Source organism: Achromobacter sp. CSND-B12, assembly GCF_052906545.1.
Genome location: NZ_JBREGJ010000001.1, coordinates 6,112,751 through 6,133,385, shown reverse-complemented (window position 1 = coordinate 6,133,385; position 20,635 = coordinate 6,112,751). Strand labels below are relative to the sequence as shown.

The following is a 20,635-nucleotide window of genomic DNA, read 5'->3' as shown; positions in this document are numbered from 1 at the left end:
GCGGGCCTGGGCGGCCCGCGCGCGACGCGGCAGGCCGGTCAGCCCGCCGCCTGCTGCGAGGCGTCGCCGCCGCGGATGGCCTCGGCGGCCGCCGGCAGCACCTGCACCTTGTATTCCTCGCGCAGCATGCGCACCAGCGCTTCGTTCTCGGCCTGGCCCCAGGCGCCCGCCAATTGCTGCGCCAGGCGTTCCTTGTCGGCGGCCTCGACCGTGCCGGCCTCGACCTTCTCCAGGCGCACCAGCGTGTAATCGGCGCCCGACTGCACGCCGGTGTAGGCCGGCAACTTGGCGGCCGGCAGGCGCATCACGGCGTCCAGCACCGAGCGCGGCAGGTTCTTCGGATCCTGGCGCGACACCACCAGCGGACCGCCGAAGCCTTCCGGCGCGGCGGCCGGGTTGGCCTGGTCGGCCGCCAGCGCGGCCTCGCCGGCCTTCTTGGCGGCTTCGGCCGAACGCTCATCCAGCAGCTTGGCGCGAATCGAATCGCTGACCTTGTCCAGCGGCGGCACATGGGCCGGCTGCACCGCGGCCACGCGCACCGCCAGCATGGTGTCGGGCGACAGCTCGATCACGCCGGAATTCTGCTTTTCACGCAGCACGTCGGGCGAGAACAGCACCTGGCGCACGCGCGGGTTGTCCAGCAGCGCGGCGTCCGGGCTGTCCACGGCGGAACCGGGGCCGGCCTGGTCGGCGGGCAACAGGCCCTCGCGCGTCACGCCCGAAGCGGTGCGCAGCTTCAGGCCCACCGCGTCGGCGGCCGGTTGCAGGCTGTCGCGCTGGTCGTAGACCTGCTTGTTCAGCTGGCTGGCCATTTCCGAGAAACGCACGGCGGCCAGTTGCTTGCGCACTTCGGCGGTGATCTGGTCCTTCACCTCGGCCAGCGGCTTGATCGCGGCCGGCTGGATCTCGGTGACCTTGACCACGTGGAAGCCTGACGGGCTTTCGACCACGCCGGACACCTGGTCCTTGGACTGGCTGAAGATCGCCTTTTCCAGCGGGCCGGACAGCATGCCCGGCGCCAGCCAGCCCAGGTCGCCGCCATTGGCGGCCGAACCGGCGTCCTGCGAATTCTTGCGGGCCAGCTCGGCGAACTGCGCCGGATTGGCGGCGGCCTGCGTAGCCAGGGCCTCGGCCTTGGCGCGGGCGGCCTTGCGCGCATCTTCCGAAGCGCCCGCGGGCACTTCGATCATGATGTGGCTGGCGCGGCGGCGCTCGGGCTGGCCGAAGCGGTTCTTGTTCTGTTCGTAATACGACGCCAGGTCCTCGTCCTTGACCTGAACGCCCTCGGTGGCGGCGGCCTCGTTCAGCACCAGGTACTGCACCTGGACCTGCTCGGGAACCTGCAACTGCTGCTTGTTGGCGTCGTACCAGGCCTGGATGTCGGCCGGGGTGACGTTCACTTGCGAGCGGAAGTCGGCGGCGGCGAAGCGGCGCAGTTGCACGGTGCGCTGTTGCGTCAGGGCGGTTTCGAGCGAAGCCACCACCTCCGCCGGCGCGCGGGCCGACTGGCCGACCGGTTCCAGCACGCGGGCCACGGCCAGGTCACGGCGCAGGCCGGCCTCGAACGAGGTCGGCGACATGCCCTGGGCCGCCAGCACCTGGCGATAACGCTCGGGCGAGAAGCGGCCGTTGTCCTGCACTTCCGGAATCGCGGCAATGGTGTTGCGCAGCGTTTCATCGGACACCGAGAAGCGGTTGTCCACGGCCACGTTCGCCAGCAGGCGCTGGTTGATCAGCTGGTTCAGCAGCGCTTCGCGCAGCTGCGGCGTGTCGATCACGGCCGGGTCGAACTGCGCCCCCAGGCGCTGGCGATACTGTTCCAGCTGGTTGCGGTGCGCCTGGTCGAACTCCGCGCGGGAAATCGGCTGGCCGGCGACCGTCGCCAATTCCGGCTCCTTGCGCATGAAGCTCTCATAGCCCTGGATCCCAACGAGGAAGAAGGACGGCACAATCAGAAGCAGCAGGATGAACTGCATCCAGCGCCGGTGGCTGCGAATAAATTCGAACATGGAATCCCTGTTGCCGCACTCGGGAGGAGACTTCCGCCCGGGCCGCACGAAAACGCATAAAAAAAGGCGAATCTCATTCGCCCTATTCCCATACCGGTCAAACCGGGTCAGCGGGCGGATTTTAGCATTTCTCATTCGTCCCGCAGCGTCTGCTTACACCGGTGCGCCCAGCGCCCCTCCCGCCCCCGCGGCACGGGGTTTCCACCCCCACGGAAGCCCGTCCCGGTCAACCCGGGAAACCCCGGTTTTCGCCTTCCGTCCCCACTCGTATCGTGAAACCCGGGCCGCCACGCCGTGGCCGGCGCCATCCTTCCCCTTTTTCATGCAGAGGTGACTTTCGATGCCGCTCCCGTCTTCACGTCCGCTCGTCCTTCGCGCCCTCCTTGCCCTGGCCTGCCTGGGCGGCGCGTCCGCCCTTCAGGCCGCCCCGCTGGCCGCCGTGCACGACGCCGCCAAGGCCCAGCAGCAGCCCATGCTGGACACCATGCGCGACCTGGTCGGCATCGAATCGGGCAGCAAGGACGTGGAGGGCGTGGAACGCATCGCCGCGCTCATCGGCGAACGCTTCAAGGCCCTGGGCGGCAAGGTCGAGATCATTCAACCCGCCGACATCTTCCGCCTGGATGACACGCCGGAGCGCGTCGGCCCGATGGTGCACGCCGAATTCAAGGGCAGCGGCCAGAAGAAGATCATGCTGATCGCGCACATGGACACCGTCTACCGCAACGGCATGCTCAAGGACCAGCCCTTCCGCATCGATGGCGACCGCGCCTACGGCCTGGGCATCGCCGACGACAAACACGGCGTGGCCACCATCCTGCACACCCTGGCCCTGCTGCAGAAACTGGACTTCAAGGACTACGGCACCCTGACCGTGCTGATCAACGGCGACGAAGAAATCAGCTCTCCCGGCGCCCGCGCCACCATCACCCGCTTGGGCGCCGACCAGGACGCCGTCTTCTCCTTCGAAGGCGGCGGCGCCGAGGGCCGCCTGACCCTGGCCACCAGCGGCATCGGCGCCGCCTACCTGACCGTGCAGGGCAAGACCTCGCACGCCGGCGCCCGTCCCGAGGGCGGCGTCAACGCCCTGACCGAGCTGTCCCACCAGATCCTGCAACTGAAAGACCTGTCCAAGCCCGAGGAAGGTCTGAAACTGAACTGGACCGTGGCCCAGGCCGGCACCAACCGCAATGTCATCCCCGGCCAGGCCACCGCCCAGGCCGATGCCCGCGCCCTCAAGGTCGCCGACTTCGACGCCCTGGAACGCACCTTGCAGGAACGCATCCAGAAAAAGCTGCTGCCCGACGCCAAGGTCAGCCTCAAATTCGAAGTGCGCCGCCCGCCGCTGGAAGCCACCCCCGCCTCGCGCGCCCTCGCCAACCACGGCGTCGCCATCTACCAAGAACTCGGCCTGCCCATGAAAGTCATCGACCGCGCCAGCGGCGGCGGCACCGACGCCGCCTTCGCCGCCCTCAAGGCCCGCGGCCCCGTCATCGAAGGCATGGGCCTGAGCGGCTTCGGCGCCCACTCCAACGACGCCGAATACATCCAGATCCCCTCCATCGTCCCCCGCCTCTACCTGGCCGCCCGCATGATCATGGACGTCTCCCAGGACAAGGCCCCGATGAAATAAGCGCCAGGCGCCTGCGGCGGCGCAACCCTACGAAGGTCGCCCCTGCCCTCAAGGCGACAGGCTCCCCGCCCGCAAATCCCACCTCCCGCCCCAGGATGCGCCCGCGCGAGCAGCCACCACGTATGTCCGACAAGGCCGCGCAGGGCGGCCTTGTCGGACGGGCGCCAGCAAATCCTTCAAGCGCCGCAATCCTTCCCACGAAGCCCAAGCACACCCCCCGCCCCAGCGACGCCCCGAACTTTCACCACCGCGAGCGGCTGTGGGGCCGTGGCGCGGGGCCGGGGCGTGTAGAGGCGCGCGCGACGGAATCCGAAGGAGCCGCAGGCGACAAGGATGAGGATGCGCTGTCCGGCGCGCAGGCGCCGGACAAGCCTCGTAGCCCCGGCCCCGCGCCACGGCCCCGCAGCCGCGCCCAAAAGAACCGAAGCCGCCACACAGGCACGAAGCAAAACCCGCCCCCGCACGAAAGGAAAGGAACCCCCAGAACAGAGTATCCTTCCACCCTGTCCCAAAGAACCCCAAAGCATCAACAGAAATGACCGCATCCCTCCCCACCTGGCCCTATTCCCGCCACATCGCCCACCGCGGCGGCGGCCGCCTGGCCCCGGAGAACACCCTCGCCGCCATGCGCGTCGGCGCCGAACACGGCTTCACCATGTTCGAATACGACGTCAAGCTCAGCCGTGACAACGTCCTGGTCCTGATGCACGACGACGTCGTCGACCGCACCTCCAACGGCCACGGTCCCGCCGCCGCCAAGACCTTCAGCGAACTGGCGCAACTGGACTTCGGCAGCTGGCACTCCGCCGCCTACGCCGGCGAGCCCCTGCCCACCTTCGCCGCCGTGGCCCGCTACACCGTCGCCAACGGCATCGCCAGCAACGTCGAGATCAAGCCCTGCCCCGGCCGCGAAGCCGAGACCGGCGCCGCCGTCGCCCTGGCAGCCCGTGAACTCTGGAAAGGCGCCGCCGTGGCCCCCCTGCTGTCCTCCTTCGCCGAGGAAGCCCTGCAGGCCGCCAAGGACGCCGCGCCCGAACTGCCGCGCGCCCTGCTGGTCGAGAAGGTGCCGGCCGACTGGCTCGACCGCCTGGTCAAGTACGACTGTGTCGCCCTGAACATCAACCAGAAGGACGCCACGCGCGAACTGATCGACGCCGTGCACGCCGCCGGCTACCGCATCGCCGCCTGGACCGTCAACGACCCCGAGCGCGCGCGCCTGCTGCTCGACTGGGGCATCGACGGCATCTTCACCGACGAACTGGCCGCCATCCGGCCGGCCGCCTGAGGCCCCCGCCCCGTGTTCAGCTATCGCCACGCCTTCCACGCCGGCAACCACGCCGACGTGCTCAAGCACGCCATCCTGGTCCACACCCTGGACTACTTCAACCGCAAGGACGCGCCCTACTGGGTCATCGACACCCACGCGGGCGCCGGCCTCTACAGCCTGGACAGCGACTGGGCCGCCAAGACCTCGGAATTCGCCGATGGCATCGGCCGCCTGTGGGAACGCGACGACCTGCCGCCCCTGCTGGCCGACTACGTCGCCCGCATCCGCGCCTTCAACACCAACGGCCGTCTCAAGCGCTACCCCGGCTCGCCCTGGCTGACGCTGGACGCGCTGCGCCCGTCCGACCGCCTGCGCCTGTTCGAAATGCACCCGACCGAGATCGACACGCTGGTCGGCAACCTCGAACACATGGACCGCACCGCGCAGCGCCAGACCACCATCTACGGCGACGACGGCTTCGAGGGCGTCAAGGCCCTGCTGCCGCCGCCGACGCGCCGCGGCATGGTGCTGATCGACCCGTCCTATGAAGACAAGAACGACTACCGCCGCACGCTGGTCACCGTCAAGGAATGCGTCAAACGCTTCGCCACCGGCACCATCGCCGTCTGGTATCCGCTGGTGCAGCGGCGCGAGGCCAGCGAAATGGCGCGTCACTTCGAGAACCTCAAGGTCAAGAGCTGGCTGCACGCCACCCTCACCGTCAAGAAGGCCACCATCGACGGCTACGGCCTGCACGGCAGCGGCATGTTCCTGATCAACCCGCCGTGGACGCTGCACGACGCCCTCAAGCAGACCATGCCCTACCTGGCGCGTGAGCTGGGCCAGGACGAACGCGCCGGCTTCACGCTGCAATTCCGCGAGAATCCGTTCCCCGCGCCCAAGAAGCAGTCCGACGACTGATTTCAGGCCGGAACGAAAAAGGGCTGCCCACGGGGCAGCCCTTTTGCATGGAGACGGCGTTCAGGCCGCGGCGTCTTCCGCCTCCACCTGGCGCAGCGCTTCCTGCGCCCGCGCCAGCTTGGCGGCCGCGTCGCGCAGCGCGGTGCGCAGGCCTTCCTCGATGACCGGATGGTAGAACGGCATTTCCAGCATGCGCGCCACGGTCAGCTCCTGCTGCACCGCCCACGCCAGCAGGTGGCCGATGTGCTCGGCGCTGGGGCCGACCATCTCCGCGCCCAGAAAACGGCCGGTGGCGATATCGGCGTACACGTGCAGCAGGCCACGGTTCTTCAGCATCACCCGCGAGCGGCCCTGGTCGCCGAAATCGACCTCGCCCGTCACGAAAGTGCCCGGCGTCAGGCGGGCGTGGCCCTGCCCGGCCAGCGCGATCTGCGGGTCCGAGAACACCACCGCCAGCGGCGCGCGGCGCAACCCCTGGCGCACTTCGGGATAGCGCGCCGCGTTCTCGCCGGCGATACGGCCTTCGTCGGCGGCCTCGTGCAGCAGCGGCGCGTCGGCGTTGGCGTCGCCGGCGATGAAGATCGCCGAAGCGCCCGCCTGCATGGTGTCGCGGTCGAACAACGGCACCCCTTGCGCGTTCAACTGCAGCGAGGTGTTCTCCAGGCCCAGGCCGTCCACATTGGGGCGGCGGCCGGTGGCCACCAGCGCGTAGTCGAAGCGCTCGGTGCGTTCGCTGTTGTCCAGCGCCACGTAGCGCACCTCGACCTCGTCGCCGACGCGCTGGGTTTCCAGTACGCGCGCATCCGGGTCCAGGTAGAACTCCTGCTGGAAGATCTTGCGGGCGCTGTGGCGCACCTGCGGATCGCTGATGCCGCCCAGGCTGCCGCTGACGCCGAACACGCGCACCTCGACGCCCAGCCGCGCCAGCGCCTGGCCCAGCTCCAGCCCGATCACGCCGGGGCCGAACACCGCCACGCGGCGCGGCAGGTCATCCCAGGCGAATACGTCGTCGTTCAGCACCAGGCGGTCGCCCAGCCCGCGGAACGGCGGCGGCACCGACGGCCGCGAGCCGGTCGCGATCACCACGCGGGACGCATGGATCTCGGTGTGGTCGTCGACCCGCAGCACCGTGTCCGATTCAAAGCGGGCATAGCCGCGGATCTTGTCTTCCGCCGGGATGTTCTCCACGCCCTCGAGCACGAAGCCGACGAAACGGTCGCGCTCGCGCTTGACGCGGTCCATCACCTCTTCGCCGTTGACCGTGACCTCGCCCTCGACGTGCACGCCGAACGGCGCGGTGTGCGCCGCCTGGTGCGCGGCCTCGGCGGCCGCGATCAGCAGTTTGGACGGCATGCAGCCGACCCGGGCGCAGGTGGTGCCGTAGGGGCCGCCTTCGATCAGCAGCGCGCGCTTGCCCGCGGCCTTGGCGGCGCGGTAGGCGGCCAGGCCGGCGGTGCCAGCGCCCAGGACGGCGATATCGGTGTGCAAAGTCTTCATGAGTGGATCCCCCGGTGTGGCGTGGAGCAAACGTTGTCAAAGGCGGATTCCGCCTTGTTGCGCACCCTCGGGACGAACGCCGTCCCGCGGCACCGCTCGGGGCCGCGCGAAGATGCGGAAAAAGGGAAACCGGCGCGCCGGACCGCTCCTTGCGGGAGCGGCCGCGGCAAGGGAAAGGGACTGCGTCCCCTTCCCGGCCAGCATCAGGCGAAGTGCGCCTTCAGGTCTTCCAGGCCGCCGATCAGCGAACCGTTGATGAACACCTGCGGAGCGGTGCCCTTGCCGGACACGGCGCCGATCACGCGGCCGCGCACCTTGTTCTCCAGCGGGATCTCGATCGGGGCATAGCCCTTGTCTTCGAGCAGCGCCTTGGCTTCCACGCAGAACGGGCAGCCGGGCTTGGAGAACACCACGACCTGGTCGGGCTTCTTGGCCGACGGGGCGAAGTGGGCCAGCATGGTATCGGCATCCGACACTTCAAACGGGTCGCCTTCCTTTTCGGGCTCGATGAACATCTTCTGCACCACGCCGTCCTTGACCAGCATGGAATAGCGCCAGCTGCGCTTGCCGAAGCCCAGGTCGCTCTTGTCGACCAGCATGCCCATGCCTTCGGTGAATTCGCCGTTGCCGTCGGGCAGCAGCGTGATGTTGGCCGATTCCTGGTCCTTGGCCCATTCGTTCATGACGAAGGTGTCGTTGACCGACACGCAGACGATGCTGTCGACGCCGGCGGCGAAGAAGGCCGGAGCCAGTTCGTTGTAGCGCGGCAAGTGGGTCGACGAGCAGGTCGGCGTGAAAGCGCCGGGAAGCGAAAAGACCACGACCGTCTTGTTCTTGAACAGGTCGTCGGTCGTGACCTTCTTCCAGGTGTTGCCCTCGCGGACGGGGAACGTTACGTTGGGAACACGTTGGCCTTCACGGTTTTGCAGCATTCAATCTCTCCTTGGGGTAGCGGGGTCTGTTCAACCACCATGGAAAGAATGATAAATCCCAACTATCAATTAATCAAATTTAATTAGTTTAATTGATTGATAGTTTTTGACAATAACAAGTTCATCGCCGCCAGACGTTATCTATCATACGCCTGGCGGCGGCCCACCCTTACACCGGCTGCGGCTCGTAGCCGGCGTCGCGGATGGCGGCTTCGACCTTGTCGGCCTGGTCGCTGCCGGTGACCGTCACGCGGTGCGTGGACAGGTCCACCGCCACGCTGGCCCCCGGCACGGCTGCCGTCACCGCGCCGGTGATGGTCTTGACGCAATGGCCGCAGGTCATGTCGAGGACTTGGAATTGGATGCTCATGGTGTTCTCCGTGTGAATCAAGGATGGTCGCGCCGCCTTCGGTGCGAACTGGAATCCAGCTTAGACCTTCCCATTATAGGAAGGTCAAGCGTAGAATAATCCTTGACCTTCCCATCATTGGAAGGATGAAACTGAGGTCTTCCTACCTCAACCGAGACTGCCATGAGCGTTGCCAACCCTTCCGTCGAGCTTGAACTTGCCATCGAGGGCATGACCTGCGCGTCCTGCGTGAAGCGCGTGGAAAAGGCCCTGACCCGCGTCCCGGGCGTCGCCCAGGCGCAGGTCAACCTGGCCACCGAACGCGCCCTGGTGGCCTATGACCCGGCCGCGGCCCAGCCCGACGCCCTGGTCGAGGCCGTGGTCAAGATGGGCTACGAGGCGCGCCCGATCGCCGCGCAGGACGACCACGCCGAACGCCAGTCCGAGGCGCGCGACGCCGAGGCGCGGCGCCTGCAGCGCGCCTTCATCGCCGCGCTGGTGCTGACGCTGCCCGTGTTCGCCCTGGAAATGGGCTCGCACCTGATCCCCGCCATGCACCACTGGGTGCTGGCCAACATCGGCCAGCAGAACAGCTGGCTATTGCAGTTCGTGCTGACCACGGCCGTGCTGGCCTGGCCCGGCCGCCACTTCTTCAGCAAGGGCCTGGTGGCGCTGTGGCGCCGCGCCCCCGAGATGAACTCGCTGGTGGCGCTGGGCGCCGGCGCGGCATGGGGCTACTCGGTGGTCGCCACCTTCGCGCCGGACTGGCTGCCGGAAAGCGCCCGCAACGTCTATTACGAAGCCGCCGCCGTCATCGTCACGCTGATCCTGCTTGGCCGCACGCTGGAAGCGCGCGCCAAGGGCAAGACCGGCGCCGCCATCAAGCGCCTGATCGGCCTGCAGCCGCGCACCGCGCGCGTGCTGCGCGACGGCCAGCCGCAGGACATCGCCATCGAACAGGTGCGCAAGGGCGATATCGTGGTGGTGCGTCCCGGCGAGAAGATCCCGCTGGACGGCGAGATCATCGAAGGCAGCTCGTACGTCGACGAGTCGATGCTGACCGGCGAACCGGTGCCGGTGGAAAAGCAGCCGGGCATGCAGGCCACCGGCGGCACGCTCAATACGTCGGGCAGCTTCACGCTGCGCGTCACCCACACCGGCGCCGACACCATGCTGGCGCGCATCATCCGCATGGTCGAAGCCGCCCAGGGCGCGCGCCTGCCGATCCAGGCGCTGGTCGACCAGGTCACCGCCTGGTTCGTGCCGGCCGTGATGGGCATGGCGCTCTTGACCTTCCTGGCCTGGCTTTTCCTGGGGCCGGCGCCGGCGTTGTCGCATGCGCTGGTCAACGCGGTGGCGGTGCTGATCATCGCCTGCCCTTGCGCCATGGGCCTGGCCACGCCGACCTCGATCATGGTCGGGACCGGCCGCGCCGCCGAAATGGGCGTGCTGTTCCGCCAGGGCGACGCGTTGCAGACGCTGCGCGACGTGCAGGTGGTGGCCTTCGACAAGACCGGCACGCTGACGCTGGGCAAGCCGACCCTGACCGAACTGGAGCCGGCCGCAGGCTTCCGTGATGCGGACGTGCTGCAATGGGTCGCGTCGGTGCAGGCGCGCTCCGAGCACCCGATCGCGCTGGCCATCGTGGCGGCCGCCGCCGACCGCAAGATCGACCTGCTGCCGGCCGAAGGCTTCGCTGCCATCACCGGCGCCGGGGTCGAAGCCAGCGTGGCCGGCAAGCGCGTGCTGGCAGGCGCCGACCGGCTGATGGCCGAGCGCGGCGTGGACGTCAGCGCCTTCGGCCAGCGCGCCGAGCAGTGGGGCAACGAGGGCAAGACGCCGATCTACGTCGCCATCGATGGCAAGGCCGCCGCCATGATCGCCGTGACCGACCCGGTCAAGCCGTCGGCCGTGGACGCCATCGCGGCGCTGCACGCGCAGGGCCTGAAGACCGCCATGATCACCGGCGACAACCGCCACACGGCGCAGGCCGTGGCGCGCCAGCTGGGCATCGACGAAGTGCGCGCCGAAGTGCTGCCCGACGGCAAGGTCGAGGCCATCACCGCGCTGCGCGCCGGCGGCCGCAAGCTGGCCTTTGTCGGCGACGGCATCAACGACGCGCCGGCGCTGGCCGCGGCCGATACCGGCATCGCCATCGGCACCGGCACCGACGTCGCCATCGAGGCCGCGTCCGTGGTGCTGATGGCCGACGACCTGCACGGCGTGCCCAACGCCATCGCGCTCAGCCGCGCCACGCTGGCCAATATCCGCCAGAACCTGTTCTGGGCCTTCGCCTACAACGCCGCGCTGATCCCGCTGGCGGCGGGCGCGCTGTACCCGGCCTACGGCCTGTCGCTGTCGCCGATCTTCGCGGCCGGCGCCATGGCGCTGTCCAGCGTGTTCGTGCTGGGCAACGCGCTGCGCCTGAAGACCTTCCGCCCGCGCGCCGCGCACTGACGCGCCAGCCAACCAGGAGACCTCACATGAACATCGGACAAGCCGCCCAGGAATCCGGCATCTCCGCCAAGATGATCCGCTACTACGAAAGCATCGGCCTGATCGGCCCGGCGTTGCGCAAGGATTCGGGCTACCGCGTCTACAGCGAGCATGACTTGCATACGCTGCGCTTCGTGCGGCGCGCGCGCGACCTGGGCTTCTCGGTGGAGCAGATGAACGAGCTGCTGGCGTTGTGGCGCGACCGCAGCCGCGCCAGCGCCGACGTCAAGCGCATCGCGCTCGAACACGTGGCCGAACTGGAGCGCAAGGCCTGCGCCCTGCGCGACATGGCGGCCACGCTCAAGCACCTGGCGCACAACTGCCACGGGGATGATCGACCCGACTGCCCCATCCTGGAAGACCTGGGGCGCTCCCACTAAGAAAAAAGGGCAAGCCAACCGGCCTGCCCTTCTTGCATGCGGCCCGGTCCACGCCGGGTCGGGGTCTCACGCCTGGCTTTGCGCCGGCGCCTCGCCTTCGGCCGCGACGCGGGCGTGGTAGGCCTCGGTGGCCGCCTGCTTGGACGCGGCCTTCTCGGCAGCCGCTGCTTCCTTTTCCGCTTCGGCGGCCGCCGCCTCGGCAGCCTGCTGCAAGGCGCGCTGGCGGGCGCGCTCCTGCACTTCGCGCACGCCCTCGGCATCCAGCGATTCGAACACGGCAATGGACTCCACGTGCCCGGTGTGCGGGAACATGTTGATGACACCGGCGCTCTTGAGCAGGTAGCCGCCCTCATGCACCATGATGGCGGCGTCGCGCGCCAGCGTGGCGGGATTACAGGACACGTAGACGATGCGGCGCGGGCGTTCCTCGGCCTTCAGTTGCGACAGCGCCTGCGCCACGGCCTGCGCGCCTTCGCGCGGCGGATCGATCAGCATGCGGTCGAAGAAGCCCAGGCCGCGCAGCCATTCGACGTCCACCTCGAACAGGTTGAGGGTGGCGAAACTGGTGCGCTCGCCCAGCCCGTGGCGCGCGGCGGCCTCATGGGCGCGGTCGGTCAGCGCCTTGCTGCCTTCCACGCCCACGGCCTCGCGGCCCTGGGTGGCCAGCGGCAGCGTGAAGTTGCCCAGGCCACAGAACAGGTCGGCGACGCGGTCGGTCGGCTGCACTTCCAGCAATTGCAGCGCGCGCGACACCATCGCGCGGTTGATGGCGTGGTTGACCTGGGTGAAGTCGGTCGGCCGGTACGGCATGCGCAGGCCGAACTCGGGCATGGTGTAGGTCAGCGCGTCGCGATGCTCGGGCACCAGCGGATGCACCGTGTCCGGGCCCTTGGGCTGCAGCCACCATTGCACATCGTGCTTGTCGGCGAAGGCGCGCAGCACGGCGATGTCGTGGTCGGTCAGCGGCAGCAGGTGGCGCAGCACCAGCGCGGTCACGCCGTCGCCCAGCGACACTTCCACCTGCGGCAGGCGGTCGGGCGCGGACATCGACGCGATCATGGCGCGCAGCGGCATCAGCAGGTCGCTGACGTGGCGCGGCAGCACGTGGCATTCGCGCATGTCGGCCACGTAGCTGCTCTTGCGCTCGTGAAAGCCCACCAGCACCCCGCCTTTCTTGGGCACCACGCGCACCGACAGGCGGGCGCGGTAGCGGTAGCCCCAGGTCGGGCCATGCAGCGGCGCCAGGATGCGGGCCGGACGCAGCTTGCCGACGTGCCAGAAGGTGTCTTCGAGCGAACGCTGCTTGATCGCCACCTGCGTGGACGGTTCGAGATGCTGCATGGCACAGCCGCCACAGACGCCGAAATGCGGGCAGCGCGGCGCGACGCGCTGCGACGACGGGCGCATGACCTGGTCGACCCGCGCGATTTCATAGGACGGCTTGCGGCGCACGGTGGTCGCCGTGACCCGCTCGCCGGGCAAGGCGCCTTCCACGAACACGACCTTGCCATCGCGGCGGGCGATACCCCGGGCTTCCAGGTCCAGGGATTCGATACTCAAAACGTCAGACATCTCACGCAGTCCAGAAAATTCACGCAACCCGGCATTGTAAGAGGAATCAGGCGGCATGCCTCAGCGGGGTCCTGGCCGCCTGCCAGCGCAGCGCCGCCGCCGCGACCACGGCCGCCGCCGCCCCCGCCAGCGGCAGGCCGGCGAGGCCTCCCGCCGCGATCACCAAGCTGCCCAACGCGCCACCCAAGGCCGTCCCCAGATTGAACGACGCGATGTTCAAGCCGGCCGCGGCGGCCGTGGACGCCGGAACATAGCGCCGCGCCAACGCCAGCAGCCGTAGCGTCAGCATCGTGACGATGGCAAAAAAGCACAGCCCCAGCCCTCCCGCCAACGCCGCCACCGCGACCGGCGAATGCCGCAGCAGGAACAGGCCGCAGAGGTTCAGGGCCAGCGCGGCCAACGCCCTCTGTGCATTGCGATCGGGCGCCGGCCCATCGGCCAGATAGCCTCCCAGCAGATTGCCGCCGACCGTGCACGCGCCGAACAGCAGCATCGCCAGGCTCAACCAGCGCGCATCGGCCGACGCCACCTGCAGCAGATAAGGCGAAATGAAGGTGAAAAAGGCGAACACCGCAACGCTGACCAGGGCGCCCACGCCGGCCGTCATGAGCATTTGCGGGTGCCGCAGGGCACGCAGCGCGGCAGCCGCGCCGGCGGCCTGGCCCGCAGGCGGACGCGGCGGCATCAGCAGCAGCAGGCCGCCCATGCCCAGCAGCCCGAGCGCCGCCATCGCCAGGAACACGGCACGCCACGACCAGACACTGCCGAGATAGGTGCCCAGCGGCACCCCGACGGCCAATGCCAGTGTCAGCCCCAGCCACACCAGCGACAGCGCCCTGCCCGCGCGCGCCGGGCCGACCAGGCGCGTCGCGGCATCCGACGCCACCGCCATGAAGACGCCATGCGCCAGGCCCACCGCGAAGCGCAGGACCAGAACGCCGCTCAGCGTCGAGGCCAGGCCGATGGCGGCGCTGCCGATCGTCAGCGCCGCCATCGCCAGCGCCAGCTGGCGGCGGTCCTGCCATCCCGCCGCCAATGCGGTCAGGAACGGTGCGCCCACGGCAGCGCCGAGAGCATAGGCGGCGACCGCCCCGCCCACGGCCTGGACCGGCGCCAGCAGGTCATGGGCCATGGCCGACACCAGCCCGGCCACCACGAACTCGGACAGGCCAAAGGCAAACGTGCAAAGGGAAAACAGGTAAACGGCGGCAGGCATCGCGACCCCGGACTCGGAAAAGGAAGATGCCTCTGAGCTTAGGGATCGCGATGCGGTTCGTAAAATATCTTGTTTATGGTTCAGTGAGACGTTTTTTGTCTTATTTCTCAGCCGACCATGGCCCGCCGGATCGCGTCGATGAAGCGATCCCTCACCGGCGAGACGCGGACATGGTTCCATGCCATCAGCAGCTCCAGTTGCAGCAGGCTATCCGGCGCGTCCGCCAGCAATGGCCGGAACACGATATCGGACCGGTCAGGCAGCGCCAACGACGCCGGCAGCATGGCGATGCCGAAGCCCGCCGCCACCAGCGCCACCAGCGTCTGCAACTGGCGGCCATGTTGCACGATCCGCGGCGCGAAGCCCGCGGTCCGGCACAACTGCACCAATTGGTCGTGAAAGCCCTGGCCCGACGCCCGCGGCGACGCCACGAACGCCTCGTCCGCCAGGGACGCCAGCGCAACCGCGTCCTGCCCCGCCCGCGAATGGCCCGCGGGCAGCGCCACGACGATCGGTTCGCGCAGGATGGGCTCCAGGCATAGATCCGGCGTCGTCGTGCCGGGCGTGCGCAGGAAGCCGACATCGGCCGCGCCGCTTTCCAGCGCAGCCACCTGCTCGCGCGTCGAAGCCTCGCGCAGCGTGAAGGCGACCGCCGGCGTATCGCGGCGATAGTCGCGCAAGGCACGCAGCAGTTCGGCATAGGGCGCGATATTGAGGAAGGTGAGCGTCAAGTGCCCCGCCATGCCCTGCGCCACCCGGCGCGTGTGCGCGACGCCCTCCTCCAGCGCGGCCAAGGTGCCGCGCGCCGTCTCGAGAAAGGCGGCACCCGCGGGCGTCAACGCCACGCTGCGGTTATTGCGCTCAAACAGGGCCGAGCCGATCTCCTGTTCGAGGCGGCGTATCGCCTGGCTCAAGGGCGGCTGGGCCATGTGCAAGCGCTCGGCGGCGCGGTTGAAGTGCAGCTCTTCGGCAACGGCGATGAATTGCCGCAACAGGCGGGTTTCGATCATTGGGGCATCTGGCGTCTGGCGATGAAGCGCCCAGTATATTTACCAGGCCGCGCCCGCCCCCGGAAAAAAGGGGGACTTGCCGGAGACGGCCCGCCGGGCAGTCTCCATCAAGCCCCCCAAAGCCGGCGCCGGTCAGGGCGCCGCCACGGATGGGAATCAGAACGAGCGCGACACCGAGAACACCGCGCCCAGGCGGCCCGACGGATGGCCGTACTTGGTCGGCAGCCAGTTGTCCTTGGTGGCGCCCACCGCCGCCAGGCCCAGCACCCAGCCCTTCAGGTCCTTGGTCACCCCGAGCTTGTAGTCGACGTAATGGCTGATGGAATCGCCGTCCATGTTGACCTGGTTCTTGAGCTTCTGGTAACCCAGGTGCCCCACCAGGCCCCAGCCGTCGCCCAGGTCGAAGTTGGCGGTGCCGTCCAGGTACCAGGTGCCCTTGCTGTCGGGCGTGCTGAAGAAGTCGCTGGGCGTGTAGGAGTACTTCAGCGTGTAGTTGCCGTAGGTCCCGGCCAGGTACAGGTCGGTGTTGTTGTAGTTGCCGCCCTTGGGCGAGCTGGAACCCGGATAGTAGTAGTGCAGCACGCCGGCATCGAGCGTGAAGCCACCGCCCACGTCGCCCTTCCAGCCGCCGTAGAAGTCCATTTCAAGGTTGCCGTCGGTGAAGACGAAGCTGGACACGTTGGAGTTCCAGTTGCCCAGGTAGAAGCCGGAACTGTGGTTCAGGTCGAAGCCCAGTTGTGCGGCCGGCCGGAAGTCGGTCTGCGAATAGCCGCGGAAGCGGTAGTCGCTGGCGATCGTGGCATTGCCGCTGAGCGAGAAACCGCCGCCCAGGTCGGTGGGTTCGGCCTGGGCCGTTGCAACGAAACAAGCGGCAAGCGCAACGGGCAAGGCTAGCAACGTCTTCTTCATGGTGCGGTGTCCTGATCGGATTTGACGAGAGGAGGAAGGCCATGGGCGCATCCGTCAGGCCGGTCTTGCAACGGCAGGTAACCGGCTCACCTTTCCTCAAGCAATGTCCGTGCCAGGTTTCATCTGCGTGTCAGCACACTGGCGCCGCGCTGAATCCGCGCGGCGCTGCGCACCATCGCGGTGCGCCGCGCCACGTGCACAGGCGGGGCCGCCTCAAAATGGGGCCTGCGCGCCGCGGTCCGGGGCACGCAAAGAAAAACCCCGCCCCGCGGGCTGGCGGGACGGGGTTGGCGGGCGCGGCCTCACCTGGGGCGCCGGCAGGGGCGGAGCCGGAGGGCATGGCCGTCCGGCCGGATCCTCCTCAATTGGCGGCGGGCGCGGCCGGCGGCGGCGGCACGGCGCCCGGGGCATTGCCCGGACCCTTGCCATGGCGGCCTTCCATGCGGGCGTGGCGCTCCTGCATCTTGGCCTGGCGCTCCTTGAGCATCTGGGTCACCTGGGTGCGCTGGGCGTCGTTCAGGCTGTCCCACACGGCCAGCCATTGGTCACGCACCTGCTTGGCCTGCGTGCCGAACTGATCGCGCGATTTATCGGACTGCTCGAGCAGCGCGCGCGGGTCCAGCTTGCCACTGTCCAGCTGCGCCTTGAGCAGATCGTGGCGCTGGCCGCCGGAAGCGCGCATGGCTTCGTGCAGGCTGCGCTGGCCGTCCTGCGCGGTCTTGACCAGGGCCTGCTGCTTGTCATCCAGCTTGAGCTGGTCGAGCTGCGCCTTGGACACGGGACCCAGGCCCGGGATCCACAGGCCGTCGCGCATGCCCTTGTGGAAGCCGCCGCCACGATGGCCTTCGTGCATGGCGGCGGGGCCACCGTCGGCGGGCGCCGCCGCCATGACGGGAGCGGCCAGCAAGCCGCCGGCGGCGGCGACCATGGCAAGCGCGGCCAGGTTGGAGCGGAGTGCGAATCGGGACATGTAGGTCTCCTGAAAGTGAAGAAAGCGAGGCCATTGTGCGATCGGCCCGGTTTCATCCAGGTTTCGCCCCCGCAAGCTATGTTTCAGTCGATTGCGCCAGTGCTGGACGTGAAAACGGGGCCCAGCGGACCCCGTCTGTCGAGCCTGTCGCGCCAACCGCGCGCCACTCAGCTGGCGTCCCAGGCCGCCATGTATTCCTTCCAGTGCGGCGCCTCGCTGGCCGTCAGCGTGTCGCGCACCAGCGCGATCTCGGCGTCGTAGGCGGTGCGGTCGAGTTCACCGCGCAGGAAGCGGAAGCGGCAATACACCAGCCAGGTGTTGACCACGTCCGTTTCGCAATAGGCGCGGACCTCGTCGGCGCGGCCCTGGCTCCAGGCCTCCCAGACCTTGCTGCCGTCCATGCCGAGCTTGCCCGGAAAGCCGCACAGCTTGGCCAGCTCGTCCAGCGGCGCGTTGGCGCGGCCGTTGTACTTGGCCAGCAGGTCCATCAGGTCGGTGTGGCGGGAGTGATAGCGCGAGATGTAGTTGTTGAACTTGAAATCGCGGTCTTCCTCGCCCATGTCCCAGTAGCGCGGCGCGGGCACGCCCTGGATCAGGCTGCGGTAGTGCAGCACCGGCAGGTCGAAGCCGGAACCGTTCCAGCTGACCAGCTTGGGCGTGTAGCGCTCGATGGTCTTGAAGAAGCCGGCCAGCAAGGCGGCTTCCGGATCGTCCGCCTGGCCCAGCGTCTTGACGCGAAAGCCCTGGTCGTCGCGGAACACGCAGCCCACCACCGCGACCTTGTGCAGGTGCAGCGGCAGGAAATCATGCCCCACGGCCTCGCGGCGCGCGGTCAGCGCGCGCTCGACCACTTCGGCGTCGGGGACGTCCGCGCTCCAGCCGTTGAGCTTGCGCAGGCCATCCGCGTCGGGAATGGTCTCGAGGTCGAATACCAGGGTAGGCGTCATTTGGCGGGCAGGTACTGCATCGGATCCACGGGCGTGCCCTGACGGCGGATCTCGAAATGCAGGCGCGGCGAAGTGGTGTCGCTCTGGCCGATCTCGGCGATCTTGGCGCCGCGCTTGACGTCCTGGCCAGTCTTCACGAGCAGCGTGCGGTTGTGCGCGTAGGCCGTGATGAAGCCGTTCTGGTGATTGACGATGATCAGGTTGCCCAGGCCGCGCACACCGTTGCCGCTGTACATGACCTTGCCATCCGCCGCGGCGGTGACGGGGTCGCCCAGCGCGCCGGCGATGTCGATGCCCTTGCTGTTGTTGTTGAAGCCCTGCATGATCTGCCCGCCGGCCGGCCAGGCCCAGTTGATCACGCCGGCGTCGGCCGCGCGCGTGGCCGGCTTGGTTTCAGCGGGCGTGGGAGCGGGCGCGGGCGGCGGCAGTGATGCCGTGGCGGTGCCCGAGGTATCGGCCGGCTGGTCCAGCGGGCGCGGCTGCGCCTTGTTGCTGGCAATGGGCGCGGGTTGCGCGACACCGCCCGACGAACCGGACATCTTCAGCACTTGCCCCACCGAAATCTGGTTGGGATCGCTGAGGTTGTTCCAGCGCTTGATGTTCTCGATATCGACGTTGTTGGCGCGCGCGATCTTGTAGAGCGTATCGCCCGGCTTGACGACATAACTGCCACCCGGCTGGGCGGCCGCGGACGGCTGGCCGCCGGCCAGGTCGACGACCGGCGCGCGCGTGCCTTTGGATGCGCAGCCGGCCAGGATGGCCAGGCTGAGGACGCCGGCCACGAAAACCGGGCGGCGCAGGCGCGTCATGGACACGCCGAGGTTCATATCGGTCAGTTGCAACTGCCCGTTGAGCATACGTTTCTCCTGTTTGCTCAAGATTGTATTCCGGCACGCAGCGGCACAAAGCGCACGGCCTCTAATTCAGTGCGTTTCCAGCTGGCCGCGCCCGTGCGTTCGATCAGCACCAGGCGCTGGTTCGAGCCCCCTTCGGGAGCAATCAGGCGTCCACCCGGCGCGAGCTGCGACAGCAGCGCCTGCGGGATGGTCAGGCCGGCGGCAGCCACAACGATAGCATCGAACGGCGCCACGCCGGGCAGGCCCAGCATGCCGTCGCCATAGATCAAGCGGATGCGGGTGGTGAGCCGCAAGGCGCGCAGGTGTTCGCGCGCCAGTTCGTACAGGCCGCGGATGCGTTCGATGGAATGGACCTCGCGCACGAACTGGGCCAGCACCGCCGCCTGGTAGCCGCAGCCGGCGCCGACTTCGAGCACGCGGGTGGGGGTGCGGTCTTCGCAGATGGCGGCGATCATGCGCGCCACCACCCAGGGTTGCGAAATGGTTTGCGAATGGCCGATCGGCAGGGCCGCGTCTTCATAGGCGCGGCTGGCCAGGGCCTCGTCGACGAACAGGTGGCGCGGCACCGCGGCCATGGCGTTGAGCACGCGCTCGTCGGTCACGCCCTGGGCGCGCAGGCGCTGCACCATGGCCTGGCGCAGGCGATCCGAATTGAGCCCCAGGTTGCCGCCCGCCGCGGGCGTCGGCGCCTTGGCCTGGCTTTGCAGGGTCGCGGCCGAAACCCGGGTGTTGCTGTTGGCCGGCGTGACGCCGGGGCTGAGCCGGCCCGAGTCGTAGCGCACCGGGCTGGGCCGCCCGGGAACCGCCTGGGAGACGTCCGGCTGGCTTACGCGTCGACGCATAGCGGCTCCGCCCAGGTCCGGATTTCGTCGAGCTGGCTGTGCTGGGTCAGGTCCAGCCGCAGCGGCGTGACAGACACCATGCCCTGCGCGACCGCGTGGAAGTCGGTGCCGGGCGTGGCGTCGGCCGCCTGCCCCACCGGGCCGATCCAGTAGACCGGGTCGCCATAAGGGGTGGTGGTGCGCACCACCGGCTGCGACGGATGGCGCTTGCCCAGGCGCGTGACCTGAAAGCCGTGCATGTCCTCGAACCGGCGGCTGGGAATGTTGACGTTCAGCAGCACCGGCGCGGCCAAGGGCTGCGCCAGGTGGCGTTCGACCACCATCCGCGCCGCGCGGGCGGCGGAATCGATGTGCTCCCAGCCTTTCTCGGCCAGCGAGAAGGCGATGGCCGGGATGCCGAACAGGTAACCCTCGCTGGCGGCCGCCACGGTGCCCGAATAGAGCGTGTCGTCGCCCATGTTGGCGCCGTTGTTGATGCCGGACACCACCAGGTCGGGGCGCGCGTCCATCAGCCCGGTCAGGGCCACATGGACGCAGTCGGACGGCGTGCCATTGACGGCAATGAAGCCGTTGGACGCCGTGCGCACCGACAGCGGCCGGTTCAACGTAAGGGAATTGGATGCGCCGCTGTGGTTGGTCTCGGGCGCGACGACGGTCAGGTCGCCCAGGCCCTGCAGCGCCTTGACCAGCGCTTCGAGCCCAGGGGCGGAATAACCATCATCGTTCGAAACCAGAATTCGCATTGTGCATCCGAAAGAAAATAAAACGCGGGTGACGCGCTGGATTGTACCGTCCAAGGAGGACCTCGGCATGTCCGTCGGCGAACCC

Annotated in this window: 18 protein-coding genes; 5 read left to right on the top strand and 13 right to left on the bottom strand. The window is 68.5% G+C overall.

Translation table 11 applies throughout. The annotated features are described in order from the left end of the window. Positions 1–38: 38 nt before the first annotated feature. Positions 39–2,009 carry a SurA N-terminal domain-containing protein gene (locus tag ACUTAG_RS28830; protein ID WP_026383558.1) on the bottom strand — a complete coding sequence of 657 codons (1,971 nt, stop codon included), beginning with the start codon at positions 2,007–2,009 and terminating at the stop codon, positions 39–41. A 340-nt stretch (positions 2,010–2,349) separates the two neighbouring features. On the opposite strand from ACUTAG_RS28830, the gene ACUTAG_RS28825 reads away from it, so the two are divergent. From ACUTAG_RS28825 to ACUTAG_RS28815, 3 genes are all read left to right on the top strand, one after another. Then, positions 2,350–3,642, top strand: coding sequence for a M20/M25/M40 family metallo-hydrolase (locus tag ACUTAG_RS28825; protein ID WP_148319333.1), 1,293 nt, complete (start codon positions 2,350–2,352; stop codon positions 3,640–3,642). Positions 3,643–4,177: 535 nt separating this feature from the next. After that, the gene (gene ugpQ / locus ACUTAG_RS28820) at positions 4,178–4,927 is read left to right on the top strand and encodes a glycerophosphodiester phosphodiesterase (protein WP_148319331.1); all 750 of its coding nucleotides are present in this window, start codon (positions 4,178–4,180) and stop codon (positions 4,925–4,927) included. 12 nt (positions 4,928–4,939) lie between these two features. Continuing rightward, positions 4,940–5,830 (top strand): 23S rRNA (adenine(2030)-N(6))-methyltransferase RlmJ, encoded by an 891-nt coding sequence (locus ACUTAG_RS28815; protein WP_020927481.1) that lies wholly within the window; start codon positions 4,940–4,942, stop codon positions 5,828–5,830. Between the two features lie 60 nt (positions 5,831–5,890). Here ACUTAG_RS28815 and ACUTAG_RS28810 read toward each other — a convergent pair whose 3' ends face one another. The 3 genes from ACUTAG_RS28810 to ACUTAG_RS28800 form a co-directional block, all read right to left on the bottom strand. After that, the gene (locus ACUTAG_RS28810) at positions 5,891–7,327 is read right to left on the bottom strand and encodes a dihydrolipoyl dehydrogenase (RefSeq protein ID WP_047992688.1); all 1,437 of its coding nucleotides are present in this window, start codon (positions 7,325–7,327) and stop codon (positions 5,891–5,893) included. A gap of 203 nt (positions 7,328–7,530) precedes the next feature. Further along, a complete protein-coding gene (locus ACUTAG_RS28805) occupies positions 7,531–8,259 on the bottom strand; it encodes a glutathione peroxidase (RefSeq protein ID WP_006388168.1) in 729 nt (242 codons plus the stop codon). 169 nt (positions 8,260–8,428) lie between these two features. Continuing rightward, complete coding sequence (locus ACUTAG_RS28800; RefSeq protein ID WP_006388167.1) at positions 8,429–8,629, bottom strand: heavy-metal-associated domain-containing protein; 201 nt, start codon at positions 8,627–8,629, stop codon at positions 8,429–8,431. Positions 8,630–8,791: 162 nt separating this feature from the next. Between ACUTAG_RS28800 and ACUTAG_RS28795 the strand changes: the two genes are divergently transcribed. Together ACUTAG_RS28795 and cueR are read left to right on the top strand one after the other, a co-directional pair. Beyond that, complete coding sequence (locus ACUTAG_RS28795; RefSeq protein ID WP_049054260.1) at positions 8,792–11,065, top strand: heavy metal translocating P-type ATPase; 2,274 nt, start codon at positions 8,792–8,794, stop codon at positions 11,063–11,065. A 26-nt stretch (positions 11,066–11,091) separates the two neighbouring features. Next, a complete protein-coding gene (cueR, locus tag ACUTAG_RS28790; protein ID WP_006388165.1) occupies positions 11,092–11,484 on the top strand; it encodes a Cu(I)-responsive transcriptional regulator in 393 nt (130 codons plus the stop codon). Between the two features lie 66 nt (positions 11,485–11,550). Here the strand turns inward: cueR and rlmD are convergent, their stop codons facing one another. The 9 genes from rlmD to surE form a co-directional block, all read right to left on the bottom strand. After that, positions 11,551–13,056, bottom strand: coding sequence for a 23S rRNA (uracil(1939)-C(5))-methyltransferase RlmD (gene rlmD / locus ACUTAG_RS28785; RefSeq protein ID WP_006388164.1), 1,506 nt, complete (start codon positions 13,054–13,056; stop codon positions 11,551–11,553). 46 nt (positions 13,057–13,102) lie between these two features. After that, positions 13,103–14,272: an MFS transporter gene (locus ACUTAG_RS28780; protein ID WP_054438389.1), complete on the bottom strand. Its 1,170-nt coding sequence runs from the start codon at positions 14,270–14,272 to the stop codon at positions 13,103–13,105. A 107-nt stretch (positions 14,273–14,379) separates the two neighbouring features. After that, the gene (locus ACUTAG_RS28775) at positions 14,380–15,282 is read right to left on the bottom strand and encodes a LysR substrate-binding domain-containing protein (protein ID WP_024068725.1); all 903 of its coding nucleotides are present in this window, start codon (positions 15,280–15,282) and stop codon (positions 14,380–14,382) included. Between the two features lie 156 nt (positions 15,283–15,438). After that, complete coding sequence (locus tag ACUTAG_RS28770) at positions 15,439–16,191, bottom strand: TorF family putative porin (RefSeq protein WP_020927475.1); 753 nt, start codon at positions 16,189–16,191, stop codon at positions 15,439–15,441. 361 nt (positions 16,192–16,552) lie between these two features. Beyond that, a complete protein-coding gene (locus ACUTAG_RS28765; RefSeq protein WP_020927474.1) occupies positions 16,553–17,161 on the bottom strand; it encodes a hypothetical protein in 609 nt (202 codons plus the stop codon). Between the two features lie 167 nt (positions 17,162–17,328). Further along, a complete protein-coding gene (locus ACUTAG_RS28760; RefSeq protein WP_024068723.1) occupies positions 17,329–18,108 on the bottom strand; it encodes a 3'-5' exonuclease in 780 nt (259 codons plus the stop codon). Then, positions 18,105–18,965, bottom strand: a complete 861-nt coding sequence (locus ACUTAG_RS28755; RefSeq protein ID WP_024068722.1) for a peptidoglycan DD-metalloendopeptidase family protein — start codon at positions 18,963–18,965, stop codon at positions 18,105–18,107. Before ACUTAG_RS28755 ends, ACUTAG_RS28760 begins: the two co-directional genes overlap by 4 nt. Before the next feature lie 17 nt (positions 18,966–18,982). Further along, a complete protein-coding gene (locus ACUTAG_RS28750; RefSeq protein ID WP_026383565.1) occupies positions 18,983–19,807 on the bottom strand; it encodes a protein-L-isoaspartate(D-aspartate) O-methyltransferase in 825 nt (274 codons plus the stop codon). After that, positions 19,792–20,550 (bottom strand): 5'/3'-nucleotidase SurE, encoded by a 759-nt coding sequence (gene surE, locus ACUTAG_RS28745; RefSeq protein WP_020927471.1) that lies wholly within the window; start codon positions 20,548–20,550, stop codon positions 19,792–19,794. The genes ACUTAG_RS28750 and surE overlap by 16 nt, the downstream gene beginning before the upstream one ends. Positions 20,551–20,635: the final 85 nt, after the last annotated feature.